Source organism: Citrobacter portucalensis, from assembly GCF_023374935.1.
Lineage (GTDB): Bacteria > Pseudomonadota > Gammaproteobacteria > Enterobacterales > Enterobacteriaceae > Citrobacter > Citrobacter portucalensis.
The window spans coordinates 1174302-1191314 of record NZ_CP092466.1 but is presented as its reverse complement, the minus strand read 5'-3'; the positions used below and the strand labels follow the sequence as shown (position 1 = coordinate 1191314).

The 17013-nt window shown below is 47.3% G+C and carries 12 protein-coding genes; 6 read left to right on the top strand and 6 right to left on the bottom strand.

Annotation, left to right across the window (positions count from 1 at the left end; all coding sequences use genetic code 11):
• Window positions 1-200: 200 nt before the first annotated feature.
• The 4 genes from LY264_RS05625 to LY264_RS05610 all read left to right on the top strand — a co-directional run bounded on the left by LY264_RS05625 (window position 201) and on the right by LY264_RS05610 (window position 6446).
• Window positions 201-1055, top strand: a complete 855-nt coding sequence (locus LY264_RS05625; RefSeq protein WP_048225153.1) for a MurR/RpiR family transcriptional regulator — start codon at window positions 201-203, stop codon at window positions 1053-1055.
• 244 nt (window positions 1056-1299) lie between these two features.
• Window positions 1300-1866 (top strand): Slp family lipoprotein, encoded by a 567-nt coding sequence (locus LY264_RS05620; protein WP_048225156.1) that lies wholly within the window; start codon window positions 1300-1302, stop codon window positions 1864-1866.
• Window positions 1867-2146: 280 nt separating this feature from the next.
• Window positions 2147-3301: an efflux RND transporter periplasmic adaptor subunit gene (locus tag LY264_RS05615; protein ID WP_048225159.1), complete on the top strand. Its 1155-nt coding sequence runs from the start codon at window positions 2147-2149 to the stop codon at window positions 3299-3301.
• 28 nt (window positions 3302-3329) lie between these two features.
• The gene (locus LY264_RS05610) at window positions 3330-6446 is read left to right on the top strand and encodes an efflux RND transporter permease subunit (protein WP_048225160.1); all 3117 of its coding nucleotides are present in this window, start codon (window positions 3330-3332) and stop codon (window positions 6444-6446) included.
• Between the two features lie 208 nt (window positions 6447-6654).
• Here the strand turns inward: LY264_RS05610 and LY264_RS05605 are convergent, their stop codons facing one another.
• Complete coding sequence (locus tag LY264_RS05605; RefSeq protein ID WP_020996283.1) at window positions 6655-7002, bottom strand: HdeA/HdeB family chaperone; 348 nt, start codon at window positions 7000-7002, stop codon at window positions 6655-6657.
• Window positions 7002-7598, bottom strand: a complete 597-nt coding sequence (locus LY264_RS05600; RefSeq protein WP_003826082.1) for a DUF308 domain-containing protein — start codon at window positions 7596-7598, stop codon at window positions 7002-7004. The genes LY264_RS05605 and LY264_RS05600 overlap by 1 nt, the downstream gene beginning before the upstream one ends.
• A gap of 281 nt (window positions 7599-7879) precedes the next feature.
• Between LY264_RS05600 and LY264_RS05595 the strand changes: the two genes are divergently transcribed.
• On the top strand, window positions 7880-8512 hold the full coding sequence (locus LY264_RS05595; RefSeq protein WP_003826081.1) for a YfdX family protein: 633 nt from the start codon (window positions 7880-7882) through the stop codon (window positions 8510-8512).
• 74 nt (window positions 8513-8586) lie between these two features.
• Here LY264_RS05595 and LY264_RS05590 read toward each other — a convergent pair whose 3' ends face one another.
• Window positions 8587-11829 carry an ATP-binding protein gene (locus LY264_RS05590; protein ID WP_048225163.1) on the bottom strand — a complete coding sequence of 1081 codons (3243 nt, stop codon included), beginning with the start codon at window positions 11827-11829 and terminating at the stop codon, window positions 8587-8589.
• A 4-nt stretch (window positions 11830-11833) separates the two neighbouring features.
• Window positions 11834-12448: an acid-sensing system DNA-binding response regulator EvgA gene (gene evgA / locus LY264_RS05585; protein WP_048225165.1), complete on the bottom strand. Its 615-nt coding sequence runs from the start codon at window positions 12446-12448 to the stop codon at window positions 11834-11836.
• A gap of 841 nt (window positions 12449-13289) precedes the next feature.
• Here evgA and LY264_RS05580 point away from each other — a divergent pair.
• Window positions 13290-14156: a hypothetical protein gene (locus tag LY264_RS05580; protein ID WP_249457499.1), complete on the top strand. Its 867-nt coding sequence runs from the start codon at window positions 13290-13292 to the stop codon at window positions 14154-14156.
• 5 nt (window positions 14157-14161) lie between these two features.
• Here LY264_RS05580 and LY264_RS05575 read toward each other — a convergent pair whose 3' ends face one another.
• Together LY264_RS05575 and LY264_RS05570 are read right to left on the bottom strand one after the other, a co-directional pair.
• Window positions 14162-15193 (bottom strand): IS630-like element ISEc33 family transposase, encoded by a 1032-nt coding sequence (locus tag LY264_RS05575; protein WP_001395480.1) that lies wholly within the window; start codon window positions 15191-15193, stop codon window positions 14162-14164.
• A 512-nt stretch (window positions 15194-15705) separates the two neighbouring features.
• Window positions 15706-16992, bottom strand: a complete 1287-nt coding sequence (locus LY264_RS05570) for an MFS transporter (protein WP_003826074.1) — start codon at window positions 16990-16992, stop codon at window positions 15706-15708.
• Window positions 16993-17013 lie beyond the last annotated feature (21 nt).

Here is a 17013-nt window from a genome sequence, read left to right as displayed (position 1 = left end):
AAATAAATAATGATTAATGTGATCAAGGATGGGTTTTTATGTTAACAAGCGGAATCGCATGATTAGCGTGCACTGGCATAACGTTTCAGCGGACGACAAGCCTGAAGCTTTTGTTTCGTTTTTACAGCCAGATGAATGAGTGACATTTCAAAGACGCGGTTTTGCGTTTAGAATCATAAAACTATGTACCAGGAGGTAAAATGACAACAGCAACCAGCCTGAACGAGCTGCAGCAGCAAATCCGCGATCGCTACGATAGCCTGAGTAAGAGGCTGCAGCAGGTGTCCCGCTATGTGCTGGATAATACCAATAGCGTGGCCTTTGATACGGTTGCCGTCATTGCTGAACGTGCCGGAGTGCCACCCTCTACGCTGATCCGCTTCGCCAACGCCTTTGACTTCACCGGCTTCAACGAAATGAAACAGCTGTTTCGTATGAACCTGGTAGAGGAAACCGCCAGCTACAGCGACCGCGCGCGCATGTTCCGTGAGATGGAAAGCGAAGCCGTACCGGAAACCCCGCTCGATATCCTGCAGGAGTTCGCCCGTTCGAATACCCAGGCGCTCCAGCAGTTGGCAGCCCGTGCCGAACCTGAAATGTTGGAACGCGCCGTACAATTGCTGGCAGAAGCCGACACCATTTACATCGCTGGTCTGCGTCGTTCGTTTAGCGTAGCGGCCTATCTCACCTACGCCCTGAGCCATCTTGAGTGTCGCCCTATTTTGCTCGACGGAATGGGCGGAATGCTGCGCGAGCAGATTAACCGCATCAAAGCGCACGATATCGTGGTGTCGATTAGCTTCTCGCCTTATGCGGAAGAAACAGTGATGGTCAGCGAAACTGCGGCCAATGCCGGCGCGCGCCAGATCGTGATTACCGACAGTCAGATAAGCCCGCTGGCCACGTTCAGCGATCTCTGCTTTGTGGTGAAAGAGGCGCAGGTTGACGCGTTTCGATCCCAGTCTGCGACGCTGTGCCTGGTGCAGTCGCTAGTGGTGGCGCTGGCTTACCGTCTGGGTGACGGGAGTAATGAACGCGGTCATTCTGTCGGGTGATGAGCACCGCAAAAATTGACGATCCGCTTTATTACATTCCCGCCAGCGTGACGTGAAACCGTGATGTCTGCCGTTACTTTTATGGTCGTTGAAAATATCGCCCTTATTCAGCGACCAGATAAAATACAATCCGTTATTACCATAAGCTACAATTATATTAATATTAGATAATCAACAATGCGTATGCTGACAATAATACGCAAAGGTTTACTATAGACCTGTCTTTTTTAAGCAGGAAAGTAAAATGAAAAATACAAAAGGGTTGATGATTATTGCCCTTACTTTCACCCTGGCATCATGTGCTTCCATTCCTGAGAATATCAAAGGTAATAATCAACCCGATATCCAAAAAAACTTTATCTCCGTGCATAACCAGCCCGGTTTATATACCGGACAGCAGGCCCGCTTTGGCGGTAAAGTCATCAATGTGATTAACACCAAAAAAGATACGTTGCTGGAAATCGCCGTTTTGCCACTGAATGACTCTGCTAAGCCACAAATAGACGCGAGCTATCAGGGACGTATTCTTGCCCAGCAGAAAGGTTTCCTCGATCCGGTAAACTACAGAAACCATTTCGTGACTATTTTGGGAACAATTCAAGGAGATGAGTCAGGATTCATCAACAAAGTCCCGTACAACTTTGTTAAAGTTGATTTACAAGGAATCCAGGTTTGGCATTTAACTGAGTCTGTCAACACCACCTATAACATGTGGGATTATGGTTACGGCGCATTCTGGCCTGAGCCGATGTGGGGAGCGCCTTACTACGCCAGTACAGTCACTCAGGTAACTCCGGAGCTAGTGAAATAATCCCAGAGGTAAGATGGCGTGACTATATTCCGGAGTCAGGTGTTGGCAAACAACCCTTCTCATCACCCCGCGTTTATCTTATTGCGCCATCCTGCTTCATGGAATCCTACGCTTAACATGCATTCTTCCTGTTACATATAATTTTTAACCGCTAATTCTTTAGCGAAGAAATGGGCTTTACCCTTCTCATGCCTGACCATCTTTTGTTATTTACCGACAACTCCCCCACCCTGCATGCAATAAAAGAACATTTGTGTTTACACATTATTCAGGGATTACTATGAACAGAAAATGCTTACTGTTGATACCATTATTCTTTAGCAGCATCATCATCACCGCCTGCGATAATAAACCTGCAGTAAAAACCGCCATGGAGCCCGAGGTCGGCGTTGTTACCTTAGCGCCCTCCTCTGTAAATATTAAAAGTGAACTTCCGGGTCGCGCGCTTGCGTTCGAGATCGCCGAAATCCGCCCTCAGGTTGGTGGGATCATCATAAAACGCAACTTTGTTGAAGGTGATAAAGTCAGCAAAGGAGAATCACTGTATCAAATTGATCCTGCCCCGCTGCAGGCACGACTGGACTCAGCCAAAGGCGCGTTGGCAAAGGCACAGGCTACCGCCAATAATGTTCGTCTGACACTCAATCGGCAGTCAGCATTAATAAAATCTAATTACGTCAGCCGCCAGGACTATGACACGACGCGCTCACAGCTTAATGAAGCACAGGCCAATGTCGCCGTTGCTAAAGCGGAGCTTGAGCAAGCCACTATCAACCTGCGCTATGCCAATGTCACCTCGCCAATTGAGGGCATCAGCGGTAAATCCTCCGTGACCGTGGGTGCCCTGGTCACTGCCAATCAGGAAAATGCGCTGGTCACCGTTCAACGGTTGGATCCGATTTATGTTGATTTAACCCAGTCAGTACAAGACTTCCTGCGCCTGAAAGAAGAGAAAGCCAACGGCCAAATCGCCCAACAACAAGGCAAAATTCCGGTTGAACTGATGCTGGAAAACGGCAAGCCCTATCGCCATACCGGTACGCTTGAGTTTTCCGATCCCGCCGTTGATGAGACCACCGGTTCGGTAACCCTGCGCGCCGTATTTCCCAATCCTGAAGGTGAAATTTTACCCGGTATGTATGTCACGGCGTTGCTGGACGAAGGCAGTCAACAAAACGTGTTGATGGTCCCCCAGCAAGGAATTACGCATAACGAGCAAGGAAAAGCCACCGCGCTGATCCTTGACCCGGAAAACGTGGTGCAACTGCGTGAAATAAACGCAGTGAAGGCCGTTGGTAATCAATGGTTAGTGACCGCGGGATTACGTCCTGGCGATCGGGTCATTGTGTCCGGATTACAAAGAATTCGTCCGGGAATCAAAGCCCGGGTCCTCCCTTCAAAACTGAACACACCTGACACGGTAGCTGAACAGTAATATTTCAGGCATTAAGGACACTTTCTTCATGGCCAACTTTTTTATTGAGCGCCCGGTTTTCGCCTGGGTGCTCGCTATTATCATGATGTTTACGGGCGGTATCGCGATAATGAACCTGCCTGTCGCCCAATATCCACAAATTGCGCCCCCAACCATTACCATCAGCGCTGCCTACCCAGGGGCAGACGCAAAGACAGTTGAAGACTCCGTCACCCAGGTGATTGAACAGAATATGAATGGTCTTGATGGCCTGATGTATATGTCATCCACCAGCGATGCGGCAGGTAATGCCTCGATTATCCTGACCTTCAAAACGGATACGTCACCCGATATTGCGCAGGTTCAGGTACAGAATAAACTGCAGCTGGCGATGCCTTCCTTGCCACAGGAAGTACAACAGCAAGGGATCAGCGTTGATAAATCCAGCAGTAATATCTTAATGGTCGCCGGTTTTATCTCTGATAATAACAGCCTGAGCCAATATGATATTGCCGACTATGTGGCCTCGAACATTAAAGATCCGCTAAGCCGCACTGCCGGGGTGGGGAGCGTACAGTTATTCGGTTCGCAATACGCCATGCGCATCTGGTTGGATCCACAAAAGCTCGACAAGTATAACCTCACTCCCGAGGACGTCATTACCCAACTCAAAGTGCAGAATAATCAGATATCTGGCGGGCAGTTGGGGGGCATGCCTCAGTCAGCCGATCAGCAGTTAAATGCGTCGATAATCGTCCAGACGCGTCTGCAAACAACCGATGAATTTGGCAAGATCTTCCTTAAAGTTCAGCAAGATGGTTCTCAGGTTCTGCTGCGCGATGTCGCGCGCATTGAGCTGGGTGCGGAAAATTATGCAACGGTTGCACGTTACAACGGCAAACCCGCCGCCGGGATTGCGATTAAACTTGCCGCTGGCGCCAATGCCCTGGCAACGTCCCAGGCGGTCAAGCAAGAGCTGAACAGATTATCGGCCTGGTTTCCGGCCAGTATGAAAACCGTTTATCCCTATGACACCACGCCGTTTATCGAGATTTCGATTCAGGGTGTTTTTCATACTTTGATCGAGGCAATCATTCTGGTATTCCTCGTCATGTATCTGTTTTTGCAGAGTTTCCGTGCGACGCTTATCCCCACTATCGCCGTTCCGGTGGTTATCCTCGGAACCTTTGCAATACTCGACGTTGCCGGTTTTTCGATTAACACGCTCACGATGTTTGGCATGGTACTGGCGATAGGGCTGTTGGTCGATGATGCCATCGTGGTGGTTGAGAACGTAGAACGTATTATTGCTGAAGAGCACTTGTCTCCAAAAGCGGCAACGCATAAAGCAATGGGCCAGCTCCAGAGGGCGCTGGTTGGTATTGCCGTCGTGTTATCCGCCGTATTTATGCCGATGGCGTTTATGAGCGGGGCAACGGGTGAAATTTTCCGTCAGTTTTCCATCACCTTGATCTCCTCCATGCTGCTGTCGGTATTTGTGGCAATGAGCCTGACGCCTGCACTTTGCGCTATGTTGTTGAAATCCCACGAAGGAGAAAAGGCAAACACACATTTTCTGTTTACTCGTTTCAATCACTTCATGGAGAAATGCACCCATCACTACACGGACAGCACCCGTAGGCTGTTACGTTGCACCGGCCGTTATATGGTCGTCTATTTAGTCATTGGCGCGGGCATGATTGTGCTGTTTTTACGCACTCCGACCTCGTTTCTGCCTGAAGAAGATCAGGGGGTATTCATGACCACGGCACAATTGCCTTCGGGTTCAACGATGGTGAACACCAGCAAAGTGCTCGGAGAAATAACCGACTACTACCTGACGAAAGAGCAGAAAAACGTTGCTTCTGTTTTCACCGTCGGCGGATTTGGTTTCAGCGGCCAGGGACAAAACAACGGTCTGGCGTTTATCAGCCTGAAGCCCTGGTCAGAACGCGTTGGCGAAGAAAACTCGGTTACCGCCATTATTCGACGGGCAATGATGGCCTTAAGCACCATCAATAATGCCGTCGTTTATCCGTTCAATTTACCGGCGGTCGCAGAATTGGGCACCGCATCAGGGTTTGATATGGAGCTGCTGGATAACGGTAATCTTGGGCATGAAAAAATGATGCAGGCGCGCAACCAGCTTCTGGCTTTGGCCAACCAGTCCTCCGGTGAGGTCGACGGGGTGCGTCCGAACGGTCTGGAAGATACACCGATGTTCCGCATTCACGTCAACGCCAAAAAGGCTGAAGCTATGGGCGTTGCGTTATCGGATATTAATCAGACCATCTCCACCGCGTTTGGTAGTCGCTATGTCAATGATTTCCTGAACCAGGGGCGCGTCAAAAAAGTGTATGTCCAGGCCGATACGCCGTTCCGTATGTTGCCGGACAATATCAACCACTGGTACGTACGTAACGCCTCCGGTTCCATGACGCCGCTCTCCGCCTACTCATCCACCGAGTGGACCTACGGTTCTCCTCGCCTTGAACGCTACAACGGTCAACCAGCAATGGAAATTCTGGGCCAGCCGGTCGAAGGGAAAAGCAGCGGTGATGCGATGAAATTTATGGCATCGCTGATTAATAAACTGCCCGCAGGCGTCGGCTATGCCTGGACCGGTCTGTCTTATCAGGAGGCGCTATCCACAAACCAGGCACCAATGCTGTACGGCATTTCGCTGATCGTCGTGTTTCTGGCGCTGGCGGCACTGTATGAAAGCTGGTCGATCCCGTTCTCGGTGATGCTGGTTGTGCCAATCGGGGTGGTCGGCGCTTTGCTGGCTACCGATCTGCGTGGCCTGAGCAATGATGTTTATTTCCAGGTCGGCCTGCTCACCACCATGGGGCTGTCGGCTAAAAACGCCATTCTGATCGTCGAGTTTGCCGTCGAGATTATGCAGAAAGAAGGGAAAACGCCGCTTGAGGCTGCGGTGGAAGCCGCGCAAATGCGCTTACGTCCAATTCTGATGACCTCACTGGCCTTCATCCTGGGGGTTATTCCGCTGGCAATAAGCAACGGTGCGGGCTCTGGTGCGCAAAATGCCGTCGGTACGGGGGTTATCGGTGGGATGCTGGCCGCGACGGTACTGGCAATCTATTTTGTTCCAGTGTTCTTTGTCCTCGTTGAAAATACGTTAGCGCGATTTAAAGCTCGACGCTGATCCCCTGCCCTCTCCCTGGGTTTAGATTATTCAATTCCCAGGGATGGGGCTTCGTTTGTCAGGTCTACGGTTATTAGCGGGCACAGCTATCCAGCGAGTTTCTCGTGGATAGCAGGGTAAGCATTACGCGGATTTTTTATAAGGAACGACTGAGGGTAGGAACAGAGGTTGTCAATTCTAACTAAAGCCAGGCTATCAAAACGGTTAATCAATAGTGCAGACCGGAACCTTTCAGATTTACAGCCAGTTCACCCAGTTTTGTATTCGGATGCTGATGGCACATTTTAACCATTTTCGGTACAGCTTCCGTTTCCACCTCATGCAGGGGAACATAATCATCGCCTTTAAAGTCAGAATTTTTATTAACAATCACAAAGGCAATTGCCGTCTTGTATTGCTGACTCATATCAACAAATTCTTTACAGGTCATATCTTGTGGCGCAGCTTCCGTTGCCTGAGTAGCCAAAGCACGGGTCATTGGTGCCATAACAGAGGTCACAAGAATAGCCGCAGAAACCATCATTTTAATATTCACTATGCGCTCCAGAGTTAGCATTAATTTTTATCGGCGAGCTTATCAGTTTTAACCAGCGTCGCATTTCTACGCAGGCTGATAAAAGCTAAAGAACTAAAGATCATCTCAACACCAATAAAGATTGAGGTAAATACATACGATCTGTCGGGATCCATATTCAGCCATACGCCGGCAATAAGCAGGTCAAAAATACCAATAAAAATGTTCCATCCATAACCCGGACTACGGAACAGTTTGACCCCAGAGGCGATACGAAAAATCCCCCCCAGAATAAACAGGCAGCAAAATACCATTGCCAGTGAATTCATGCCTATCACAGGATTCACGAGGAAACAGTAACCCAGCAGTAACCACGCGATAGCAAAAAAGGCATAGGTAAATTTGGCTTTCAATTGCTTTTTACCTGAACTAAACAGGCTATAAATAGAATAGAAACCACATACCAGGAACATAAAACCGGTTGCATAGCTTAAATAAACACCTGCAGCAATCGGATAAATCAAGCAGCAGATGCCACAAATCAACATCAACACCGCCATAATCGTCGCGTGCTTTTTATAATGAACGAGTGTTTTTTCATTAAACGCTCTCAGGCTACGCTGATTAAAAACAAACATACATCCTCCGTTATATATAAACGCAATGTAACCTGTTGACACAAGAATTATTACTCACTCAACATATGTTACTTACAGTGGAATGATAAGACTTCCACTAAGGAAGCGTATATAAGAACAAGAGAATGTCGCTATGCGTATATTCCTACACATGTCAGACATCTGACACTTGTAGGATTAAACGGTCATTATTCTATCTTGGCTCTGATTCCTCTCTTTAACATTATTTAATATGCTTATTGCGTTTGGTGACATATACCAAATTTATTCAGGAGAAAGTAATGAAAAAGATTATTCTTGCGGGTGTGCTTGCAACCATGATGGGTTCAGCACCAGTGATGGCTGCTACTGCTACCACAACCACTCCGGCGCAAGCTGCTACCGCAAATGTACAAAAAGAAGCTGCCGATGTTATGCAGGTCGCAGTGCAAGGCGCAAATGCGATGCGTGATATTCAGCTTGCTCGTCTGGCCCTGTTTCATGGACAGCCTGACAGCGCTAAAAAATTAACCGATGACGCGGCTTCCCTGCTGGCAGGCGACAGCAAAGATTGGGCGAAATTTGTAAAAGCTGCGCCTAAAGCCAAGATGATTGACGATCAGTACGTGGTTATTAACGCTACGGTCGCGCTGTCAGAAGACTATATTGCGACTCCGGCCAAAGAATCCGCTATCAAAACAGCGAATGGCAAAATGGCCAAAGGCGACTGGAAAGGTGCAGTGGATACTCTGCAACTGGCTGGTATCAGCGTGCTTCAGACCCAATACCTGATGCCTCTGAATCAGACTCGTAAAGCCGTTGCCAGCGCGCAAAAACTGCTGACTTCCGGTAAATACTATGAAGCAAACCTTGTGTTAAAAGGTGCTGAAGATGGCATTGTGGTCGATAGCGAGATGATCGGCGCAGGCCAGTAGTACTCAGCACTACGGAGTGTTGAACCAGGACTTTCTCTCCTGATCGGGCAGCTACGGCTACCCGATCAGGGGGATTAATGGCTAATCAGACTGTCTATCTCAATCTCAATTTCCCGCATAACAGCAATAATCTTCTGCAATGCCTCCTCGCGTACTGCCAGAGGAAGATCGTCATGTCGTCTGGATTCGAAAGGTTCGCACAGGTTCTGTAGCGCAGTGATACCCAGAATTTGCGCCGAGCCATGCAACCGGTGAAGAGCTCGCAAAAACAGCTGAGGTTCATCTTGCAGAACGGCTTTCTCAGCCGCTTGTATATCATTCAGCGTTGCCTCGCGAAATGTCTCGAGAATCTCGTTCATCAGTGCGCGATCGCCGCCGGTATTTTCCGTCAACACATTGAATTTCAAATGCCGGATTGTACAAGGAGACGAATAACCGGTTTCGATTTTACTCAATTCATGGGTCAGTGTCTGAATCGACACAGGCTTGAACAGGCACAAGTTCATACCATTTTGCAGGCATCGATCACGTGACTGTGGAAGTGCGCTGGCCGTCAGTCCCCATATTTGTAAATTCGGCTGTTGACGACGTAGCGAAGCCGCGAGATCAAACCCGTCTTTTTTCGGCATATTTACATCGGTTATCAGCAGATCGTACGATTTCTTCGCCAGTTTGGCTTCTGCTTCCTCCCCATCACACGCTTCATCCACGCTGTAGCCAATGGCATTCAACTGTCGCTTGAGCAGCAGGCGATTGGTTGGATTATCGTCAGCTATCAAAATAGACAGACACGGAAGCGGTAACAGAGTACCGGGCGCATCGCCATCCGATACAATCGACTGTCGAGCTGTTTCAACCGGCAGCGTTATGGTAAACGTGGTTCCTTGCAACGGGACGCTCATCAACTCCAGCGTCCCACCCATCAACGTCACCAGTTCTTTGCAGATAAATAACCCCAGTCCAGAACCGGTTTGTTGACGCCCGCAGCGTCCCTGAGCGTAACGCTGAAACAGCCCCGCCTGCTCCTCTTCACTAATCCCGCAACCGGTGTCGCTAATGGCGATGGTCAGGGTACCGTGATTCTCCCCCTCAGGCGTCAAGCGGGCCGTCACATGAATGCTGCCCTGCTCGGTAAACTTCAACGCATTACCCACCAGGTTGGTGAGAATTTGCCGCAAAGCCTGCTGATCGACAAATACCCGCTCGTTCGCCGGCAACTGACTAACGCAGGCAAGCGTAATGCCTTTCTGTCTGGCTAAGGCATCGAAAGAGTGGCACTGCAATTCAATGAGTTGCGAGAGATCCGTCCATTGAGGAACAACCTGGTATTTACCAGACTCAATCTTATCCACATCCAGTATCTTACCGATCAGCCCAAGCAATGACTGGGCCGTCGCCCCGGTAAGGGCAATCGCCTCTTTTCGCTGTGCCGGGCTGAGTTCTGAACTCGACAGTAATTCCACAAAGCCAACAATCGAACTTACCGGAGTACGTAACTCATGGCTCATACTCGCCAGAAAGCGACTTTTGGCCTTGGTTGCTTCAATCGCTTTATTCTTTTCGTTTTCCAGTTCTTGAGATAATGCTTCTTTGAGATGAAGCTGCTCTTCCAGTAGCCGCTGCGATTGTTTCCTTTTATTTACCTCACGGGAGAGTGAGATCCCCCAGATCAGGCTAATTGCTATCAGCAGCAGCGCGAATATCCCCAGTTGATAGAACTGTTTGCTATATCGACTCCAGAAATCGACCTGCGTATTGGAAATTTTCGACCACCTCTCCGTCATCTGCAAAATTTCACGTGGCGGTATGGCCTGAAGCGCTTTATCCATAACAGACTTCAACACCGGCTCGCGGGGAGAGATTGCAAAACTTACCGACGCACCAGGCATATCTGGAAGCCTAAAAAAGTGCATATTTTTCTGGTAGTAATGATCGACCATAAATCTTGCCGACAATTCGGTAGCGATTGCCGCATCAACGCTGCCCTCCTTGACCATGGCCATCGCAACACTGCCAGTATCCGCATTCACCCAGGTGGCCTGCGGATAGCGTTGCTTAAGCTCACTTTCCAGCACATGCCCGGCAGGCAAAGCAATGCGTATCGGCTTCTCCAGTAGCGATTCGGCGGTTTCCTCACGGGAAGTGATCATCACAAATGCCACATTCATCAGCGGATCGCTAAAGGCCGAATTGGGCGGGTTTTGATGAGTTAGCGTGATAGTGGGATACATATCCCACTGTTCGCCGATTATTTGCTTTGTCTGCTCACTTTTAGAGCTAGCTAAAATGGGTTCAAAATCGAGCCCCGTTTGCAGATGAATAATATTCAGCAAATCACCAATAATACCGCGTAACTCACCACTGCGATCGACCAGCGTATAGGGCGAGTAATCTGGGTTGATTAAAATGCGGATAACATGCTTTTTCTTCAACCACGCTTTTTCCTGATCGGTGAAAGGAATAGGCGCATTCAGATAGGCAAGGTTGCCGCGGTTCAGCCAGTTCTGCATGACTTGCATATGAATTTCATTACTGATTGACGTAATGAAACCATCAAGAATATTTCTTAATACAGGCTGATCTTCGTTAACGACAAAATAATTATATTGTTCTTGCTTATCAAAGTAGTGCGTAATAACCAGTGATTGTGAGAAGTATCGAGAGATACAATGACTGCTGGTGATATTGTTACCAATATAATATTGGTTATCGCCATTCACTACCGACGCCATAGCCTGATACTCGTCGTCATAAAATGAGACTTTAGCCTCAGGAAAAGCCCCCTGGATAACATCGAGAAAAGGGCAATCCCGTACACACGCGACGCTAACCTGATGGTTCGAGGTCAGCGGCAGCAGAGTGTTTTTTAGCGATGTTACAAGCGTCGGCCACGTGGTCAGCAATGCCGAAGTGCGCAACAGATTTCCGCCAACATCCTGGCGTCGGGACAGTTGGGTTATCAGCGTATCAACATCGTTATTGGCGAGCGCGGCCAGCGCCTCTTGCTCATTATCATACTGCTTTATAATGATTTTTAGATTGAGGTTCTTTTGCATTAACGCAAGGTAATCCGCGTTGACGCCTCGATAATATTCACCGCTATTTTGATAAACAATGGGGGAGACTTCCGGTAACCAGGTGCCAACAACCAAGGTTTTTTTATGCGCTAACCAGTTTGTTTCTTCCCTGTTCAAGCCGATATTTTGCACTGAGGTATTATAGTTACTTTTTAGCTCAACTTGCCGAGCTGAGCTTACACCCGTAGACAACCCGATGGTAAAGATGACCATCAAAAAAATAAAAAAGCGTTCCAGCATTACTCTATCCTATTTTATTTCTCTGCGCATAATCATAAATTTCCATTAATGATGAACAATCTAATTTTTCCATCAACCGGCTTTTATAGGTACTTACCGTTTTATTACTGATATTCATTCTGCTGGCAATTGTGCTGTAATCCATGCCATTAAGGATATAACGCAATACTCTCATTTCCTGGTTCGACAACGTATCAAGCTTATCCTGCTCGCTGACGGATGAACCAGTAAAATGCTCAAGGGAAAAGGGAAAATAGCTATAGCCATTTTTTGCTGCTTCGATTGCGGCAAGAATATTATTCATACCTTCTTTTTTACTCACAAATCCGTTAGCACCGTATTCGGCGCTACGTTTGCCGTAAAAAAATTCATTTTTGGCTGAAATGATAATGATTACACCAGCATAGTGCCGCTTTCTCAGCTGCTCCAGCACTTCGATGCCACTGATACCCGGAATATCCACATCGATAATCAACAGCTCCGGTTTGGTTTTTTCAACGGTTTGAACCACTTGATCTCCACTGTCGAGTTCGGTGGTCACAGCGATACCATTGGTATCGAGTAAGTTGCGGATGGCAATGCGAGCCAATGGGTGATCGTCAACGATTATCGCGTTCATTGCGTATAAGAATCCCGATAAATAAAGAGAGGCGATGGCTATAGAGCAGATGAGTCTTCAATATTATGTTTTATAAACGCAAGACTTTAAGAGGAAAATTCTAGCATAGCCACGCGTATATTTTATTATTTTTTCATAATCCGAATGAATAAATCATAAAAATAACATTTCGATTTACAAAAATTAAACTTTAAACCTTTGTAAATATCAAATCATTAACACAACGTAAAGGAAAATTCCTACACATGTAGGACAGGTCTTTCATTTATTAGGGTTCATTCTTAACAAAGCTATTAATATCAATAGGGTAGTAAGCATTAGAACCGTAAAAATACAAAAAACACCCCTCATCTGACGATCATTCCGTTAGGGTGGCATGGTGGAAAGCCGCTATCAAATAGCCGCTTACGTTGAACATTCCCATGCACATTTCTATGCCAGCAACTTTACATTACAAACAAATATTATTTTTCAATACGTTGCCTACGACCGTTTTTTGTTAATTTTATTTCTATATGAAATTATCCTACACTTGTCTTTATGCTTAAATAAAGCAGAAACAGCGCATTTTCAAATTTCCAGGTTACATCGATGCGCTGCTAAAAAAATAAGATAGAGAATTTTTCATACTTTCGGGTGATAACAATTTTACTAACCTGACTTTTGGAGAAACTGTAAATCCAGAGGGATCGTACACTGGCACAACCTGGCGGGAAGAAAAACCGGCCAACGTTAAAAGCATCACTTTCACATTCTAAGGAGAAAAATAGGTTACCAGAACAGCAAGTTACGCTTCTCTTCTGGTAGTAAGCAAAGCAATTGATTGATGGCGTATAGCAAAATGAATCAAATACGAGAATCATTAAACAATGTTGTATTCCCTGACACAATGCCTGACGTCTGGCCTTATCAATCCTGGTGTTCACCTGAAAATATTGATACCGATATTACATGGTATTCATTTACTGAGCTGGATTTGACGATCGAAGCCTGGCTGGGTAAAGACTCACTCATCCCGGTGAACAAAACCGTATGGGGTTTTGTGAACGAAAATGAACCATTAATCCAGATAGTTATCCACGAAGATATTGCATATATTGCAATTAATCACAGATTCTATTCATGGGTAATTATTGTTGCGGGAGCATACAACTTAAACATCAGTCTCGATCTTGCCTCCATATTTAAACACACAGCCTTAGCCGATACAGCACTATGCATTATAGCCAATCGCGTTGACATACATTCAGTAGAGGTATCTCTTAACACCGCCCGATCTTTTATGAACTTTGTTTTCTTTCATGAATTGGTTCATTTGATGTGTTGCCAGCATCAATACATCAAGATGAATGGCAACCAACTTCCGTATATCAGGACCATGGAGTTTATTGCCGACTTTCTTGCGTACGAACATTCACTCATGCCTGTAACTTACGAATATACCGTACAAAAAGACAACTGGGATCTGCAGATGAGTACCGCTCGATGCCTTGGCTTTGTCATCGCGTCCTATTTCATCATTAAGACGAAACAGATCAACAAGTTAAATCTATATCCATCCATAAATGAAAGAACCACCTTGTTGCTGAGTTATATATTATCGCCATCTTTAACGCGGAGTGAACGGGAGGGATTACTGCTAAAATATGAAGCCAGTGGAATAATGGATGCTTATATCCGGCGAGGAAAGCTAAATAGCTGCGCCTAATACCGCTACACTTTTGCCTGACCATGTTTTCCTCCGGGGAATGGGCTGGCGGTTTCCATAAAATGGCGGACCTTTTTCAGTAACTGCCACATTGAGCGGCACTGATGATTACGGGTTATCGTGTCATGAAGTGCCTGCCATAGCCGTTCCACATGATTCACCCACGGCGAGTAAACCGGCTGGTAAATTACCCTGAACTTGGGATTTGCTTTCAACCAGCGCTGTGTTTCGCGGCTTTTATGGATAATGTAGTTATCAACGATCAGCGTGATTGTTTTCGCCCGCCGGTAAGTGGCTTTCAGGTGCTTCAGCAGAGCGATAAACAGCGCTGAACTTTTGCTGTTGCCGCCCACGTAGCTGACTTTACCCGTGCCACTGTGCAGTGCGCCGGCCAGATAGTATTTTTCGTTCTGCCCCGGCGTCACTACCCGTTTCTGCTGTCCGCGCAACTGCCAGTCCGCACCGATTTTAGGATTAAGGTGGATATCCACTTCATCTTCATAAAATACCGGATGCTCTGCGCTGCATTCATCCAGCGCTTTGTGGATTACCGCCATCTTTTCATCTTTATGTGGGTCACGGATACGCAGAGTTGGCGCGGCCCTGCGCCATACAAGCCCCGCAGATGGCAACCAGCGGCGAACGGTTCCTGCATGTAACTGGCAACCGGTTATCTCATTGATTTTTATTGCCAGTAATTCGGTGCTCCAGCGTGAACGTTGATAACCAAAATCGCCGGGAGAATGCTTTATCAGCTCACGTAACAGGGTGCAGATATGTTCAAAAGGCCAGCGTCGGGAGCGCCCTGCGGGTAAGGATTTCAGGCCTTCAATACCTGAGTGCGTAAACCAGTTAATCCAGCGACCAACGGATGAACGGGCACAACAGAGAGTTCTGGCAACATCGCTGACCCGTTCACCCCGATGAAGCATCAGCATGGCCGTGAGTCTGCGGGCATGATTTTTATCACGCGTTTTATGAATAGCTTTCTGCATCAGGCGTCGTTCGCCACGGGGTATTGGTACTATGATCGGCATCGCTCAGTCCGGTTGGTGATTTTGGTTGGTTTGGCGATTGATCAGATCGCACAATCCGGGCTGAGTTCCCTTTCAGTGATCTACTATTCCGCGCAGCTATTTAGGATTTAATATTGGCAATAATGATTCCCTCACCTCGACTGAATATTCTGCATGTCGTTGTAATTGCAGCAAATGCAGCGCATTCGCCAACGAGATATGTAACAAGGCCAAACCATTGAACAGCGAAGTATTAAACCATATGAGCATTTATACAGAATGCTTCCCTAAAAATAAGGTTTTTTACCCCTTTCCTGTTATAGATAAAAGAGATAACAAAACATCTCATTTTTGTAGTTTACAAAATCCTATACTGTTTTCCTTAGAGAAAACGATTAAAAGATCCTCTGCATTTCTATCAAACCGATTCCTGAGTTTCTACTAAGAGCCTAATGGGATAGGCTCTTAATCACTTATTTCCGTCATCCTTAATGTGGCTCTGGAACAGCAGAGCCACAAGAGAGAGACATTAATCAGGCTTTACTGGGCAACGCTCCCACTGCGTGCGAGCTTTTGACTGTCAGCGTAACGACAGCTGAGCACAACAGTGCAGCAATCATAAAGATAAAGGCGCTGTTATAGCTTCCGCCACTACTTTGGATAAGCCAGCCGATGATAGGCGCTGATACAACCCCCGCCATCTGGCCGCCAAAGTTAACAATACCGGATGCCCGCCCCATGATGTTGCTCGGGATCGTATCCATCAGAATGCCCCAGAACGTCGCCATGGCAAAGAACATGAACAGGGCTGAGACACACTGATAAACCACCGCCATATCTGCACTGCTCACGCTGAAAGTCAGATACAGGAATCCCGCGGCAATAACAGAGGTTACAACATACAGCGTTTTACGCTGGGGTTTGAATTTGTCTGAGCAATAACCGCCTAATAATGTTCCGCCTGCCCCGAACAGGAAGGGAATGGCTGCCATGACCCCGGTCTTTGCCAGAGAAAACTCTCGTACGGTAATCAGATAGCTTGGTAGCCAGGTTGAAAAACCCCAGAAGGTGATATCAAACAAAAACCAGATGCTGGCCATTTGCCAGAGCACCGGCATTTTGAGTACGTCTTTAAACGCGATAGCACTGGTGTTTTGCAGGCTCCCCTGATCGTCAGCAGCCAGCTCAGCCAGGTCTTGCTGCGTAATGGCAGGGTGATCTTTCGGGTTGTCACGTGTAAATAAGTAGATACCTGCCGCGATAAACAGACCGGGAATACCCAGCACGATAAAAACCATGTGCCAGCCAAATGCCCCGATGATGCTTGCCGCCACAACTACCGCCAGCGCTGGGCCTAAGGTGTTAACCGTTGACTGAATCGCCGTGGCGCGACCACGCTCTTTCGACGGGAAATAGGTTGATATCATCTTCCATGAGGCCGACGGGAAACATCCCTCACCGATACCAAAGAAGAATCGTACTGCTAACATCAGCGGCAGCGTCAGCACAGCGCCGGTTAAGCTGGTGAACACAGACCACCATGCAATACCAATGGCCATGATTTTGCGCGAGCCAAATTTATCCGCCAGTAATCCACCGGGAATTTGAAACGCAGCATAACCAATAAAAAAGGCGCTAATAATTAAACCTTGTTGAGTCGTATCAAGATTTAAATCTTTGCCAATATAAGGGAGCGAAACGCTCATCACCATTCTGTCGAGAAAAGAGAGCAGCCACGCCAGCCAGATCAGGGTCAGGACGGTATATCTTGCTTTCCAGGTCTTGGGTTTACCTGAAGGTAAAGACGTTTGTAGGTTCATTGTGATGTCCTTAGGGTGTAG

Bases quoted from the DNA above. Each gene is read 5' to 3' on its own strand.
- LY264_RS05575 (WP_001395480.1), bottom strand. From the start codon at position 15,193: ATGCCGATCATAGTACCAATACCCCGTGGCGAACGACGCCTGATGCAG.
- LY264_RS05610 (WP_048225160.1), top strand. From the start codon at position 3,330: ATGGCCAACTTTTTTATTGAGCGCCCGGTTTTCGCCTGGGTGCTCGCT.
- LY264_RS05595 (WP_003826081.1), top strand. From the start codon at position 7,880: ATGAAAAAGATTATTCTTGCGGGTGTGCTTGCAACCATGATGGGTTCA.
- LY264_RS05605 (WP_020996283.1), bottom strand. From the start codon at position 7,002: ATGCTAACTCTGGAGCGCATAGTGAATATTAAAATGATGGTTTCTGCG.
- evgA (WP_048225165.1), bottom strand. From the start codon at position 12,448: ATGAACGCGATAATCGTTGACGATCACCCATTGGCTCGCATTGCCATC.
- LY264_RS05600 (WP_003826082.1), bottom strand. From the start codon at position 7,598: ATGTTTGTTTTTAATCAGCGTAGCCTGAGAGCGTTTAATGAAAAAACA.
- LY264_RS05570 (WP_003826074.1), bottom strand. From the start codon at position 16,992: ATGAACCTACAAACGTCTTTACCTTCAGGTAAACCCAAGACCTGGAAA.
- LY264_RS05625 (WP_048225153.1), top strand. From the start codon at position 201: ATGACAACAGCAACCAGCCTGAACGAGCTGCAGCAGCAAATCCGCGAT.
- LY264_RS05620 (WP_048225156.1), top strand. From the start codon at position 1,300: ATGAAAAATACAAAAGGGTTGATGATTATTGCCCTTACTTTCACCCTG.
- LY264_RS05590 (WP_048225163.1), bottom strand. From the start codon at position 11,829: ATGCTGGAACGCTTTTTTATTTTTTTGATGGTCATCTTTACCATCGGG.
- LY264_RS05580 (WP_249457499.1), top strand. From the start codon at position 13,290: ATGAATCAAATACGAGAATCATTAAACAATGTTGTATTCCCTGACACA.
- LY264_RS05615 (WP_048225159.1), top strand. From the start codon at position 2,147: ATGAACAGAAAATGCTTACTGTTGATACCATTATTCTTTAGCAGCATC.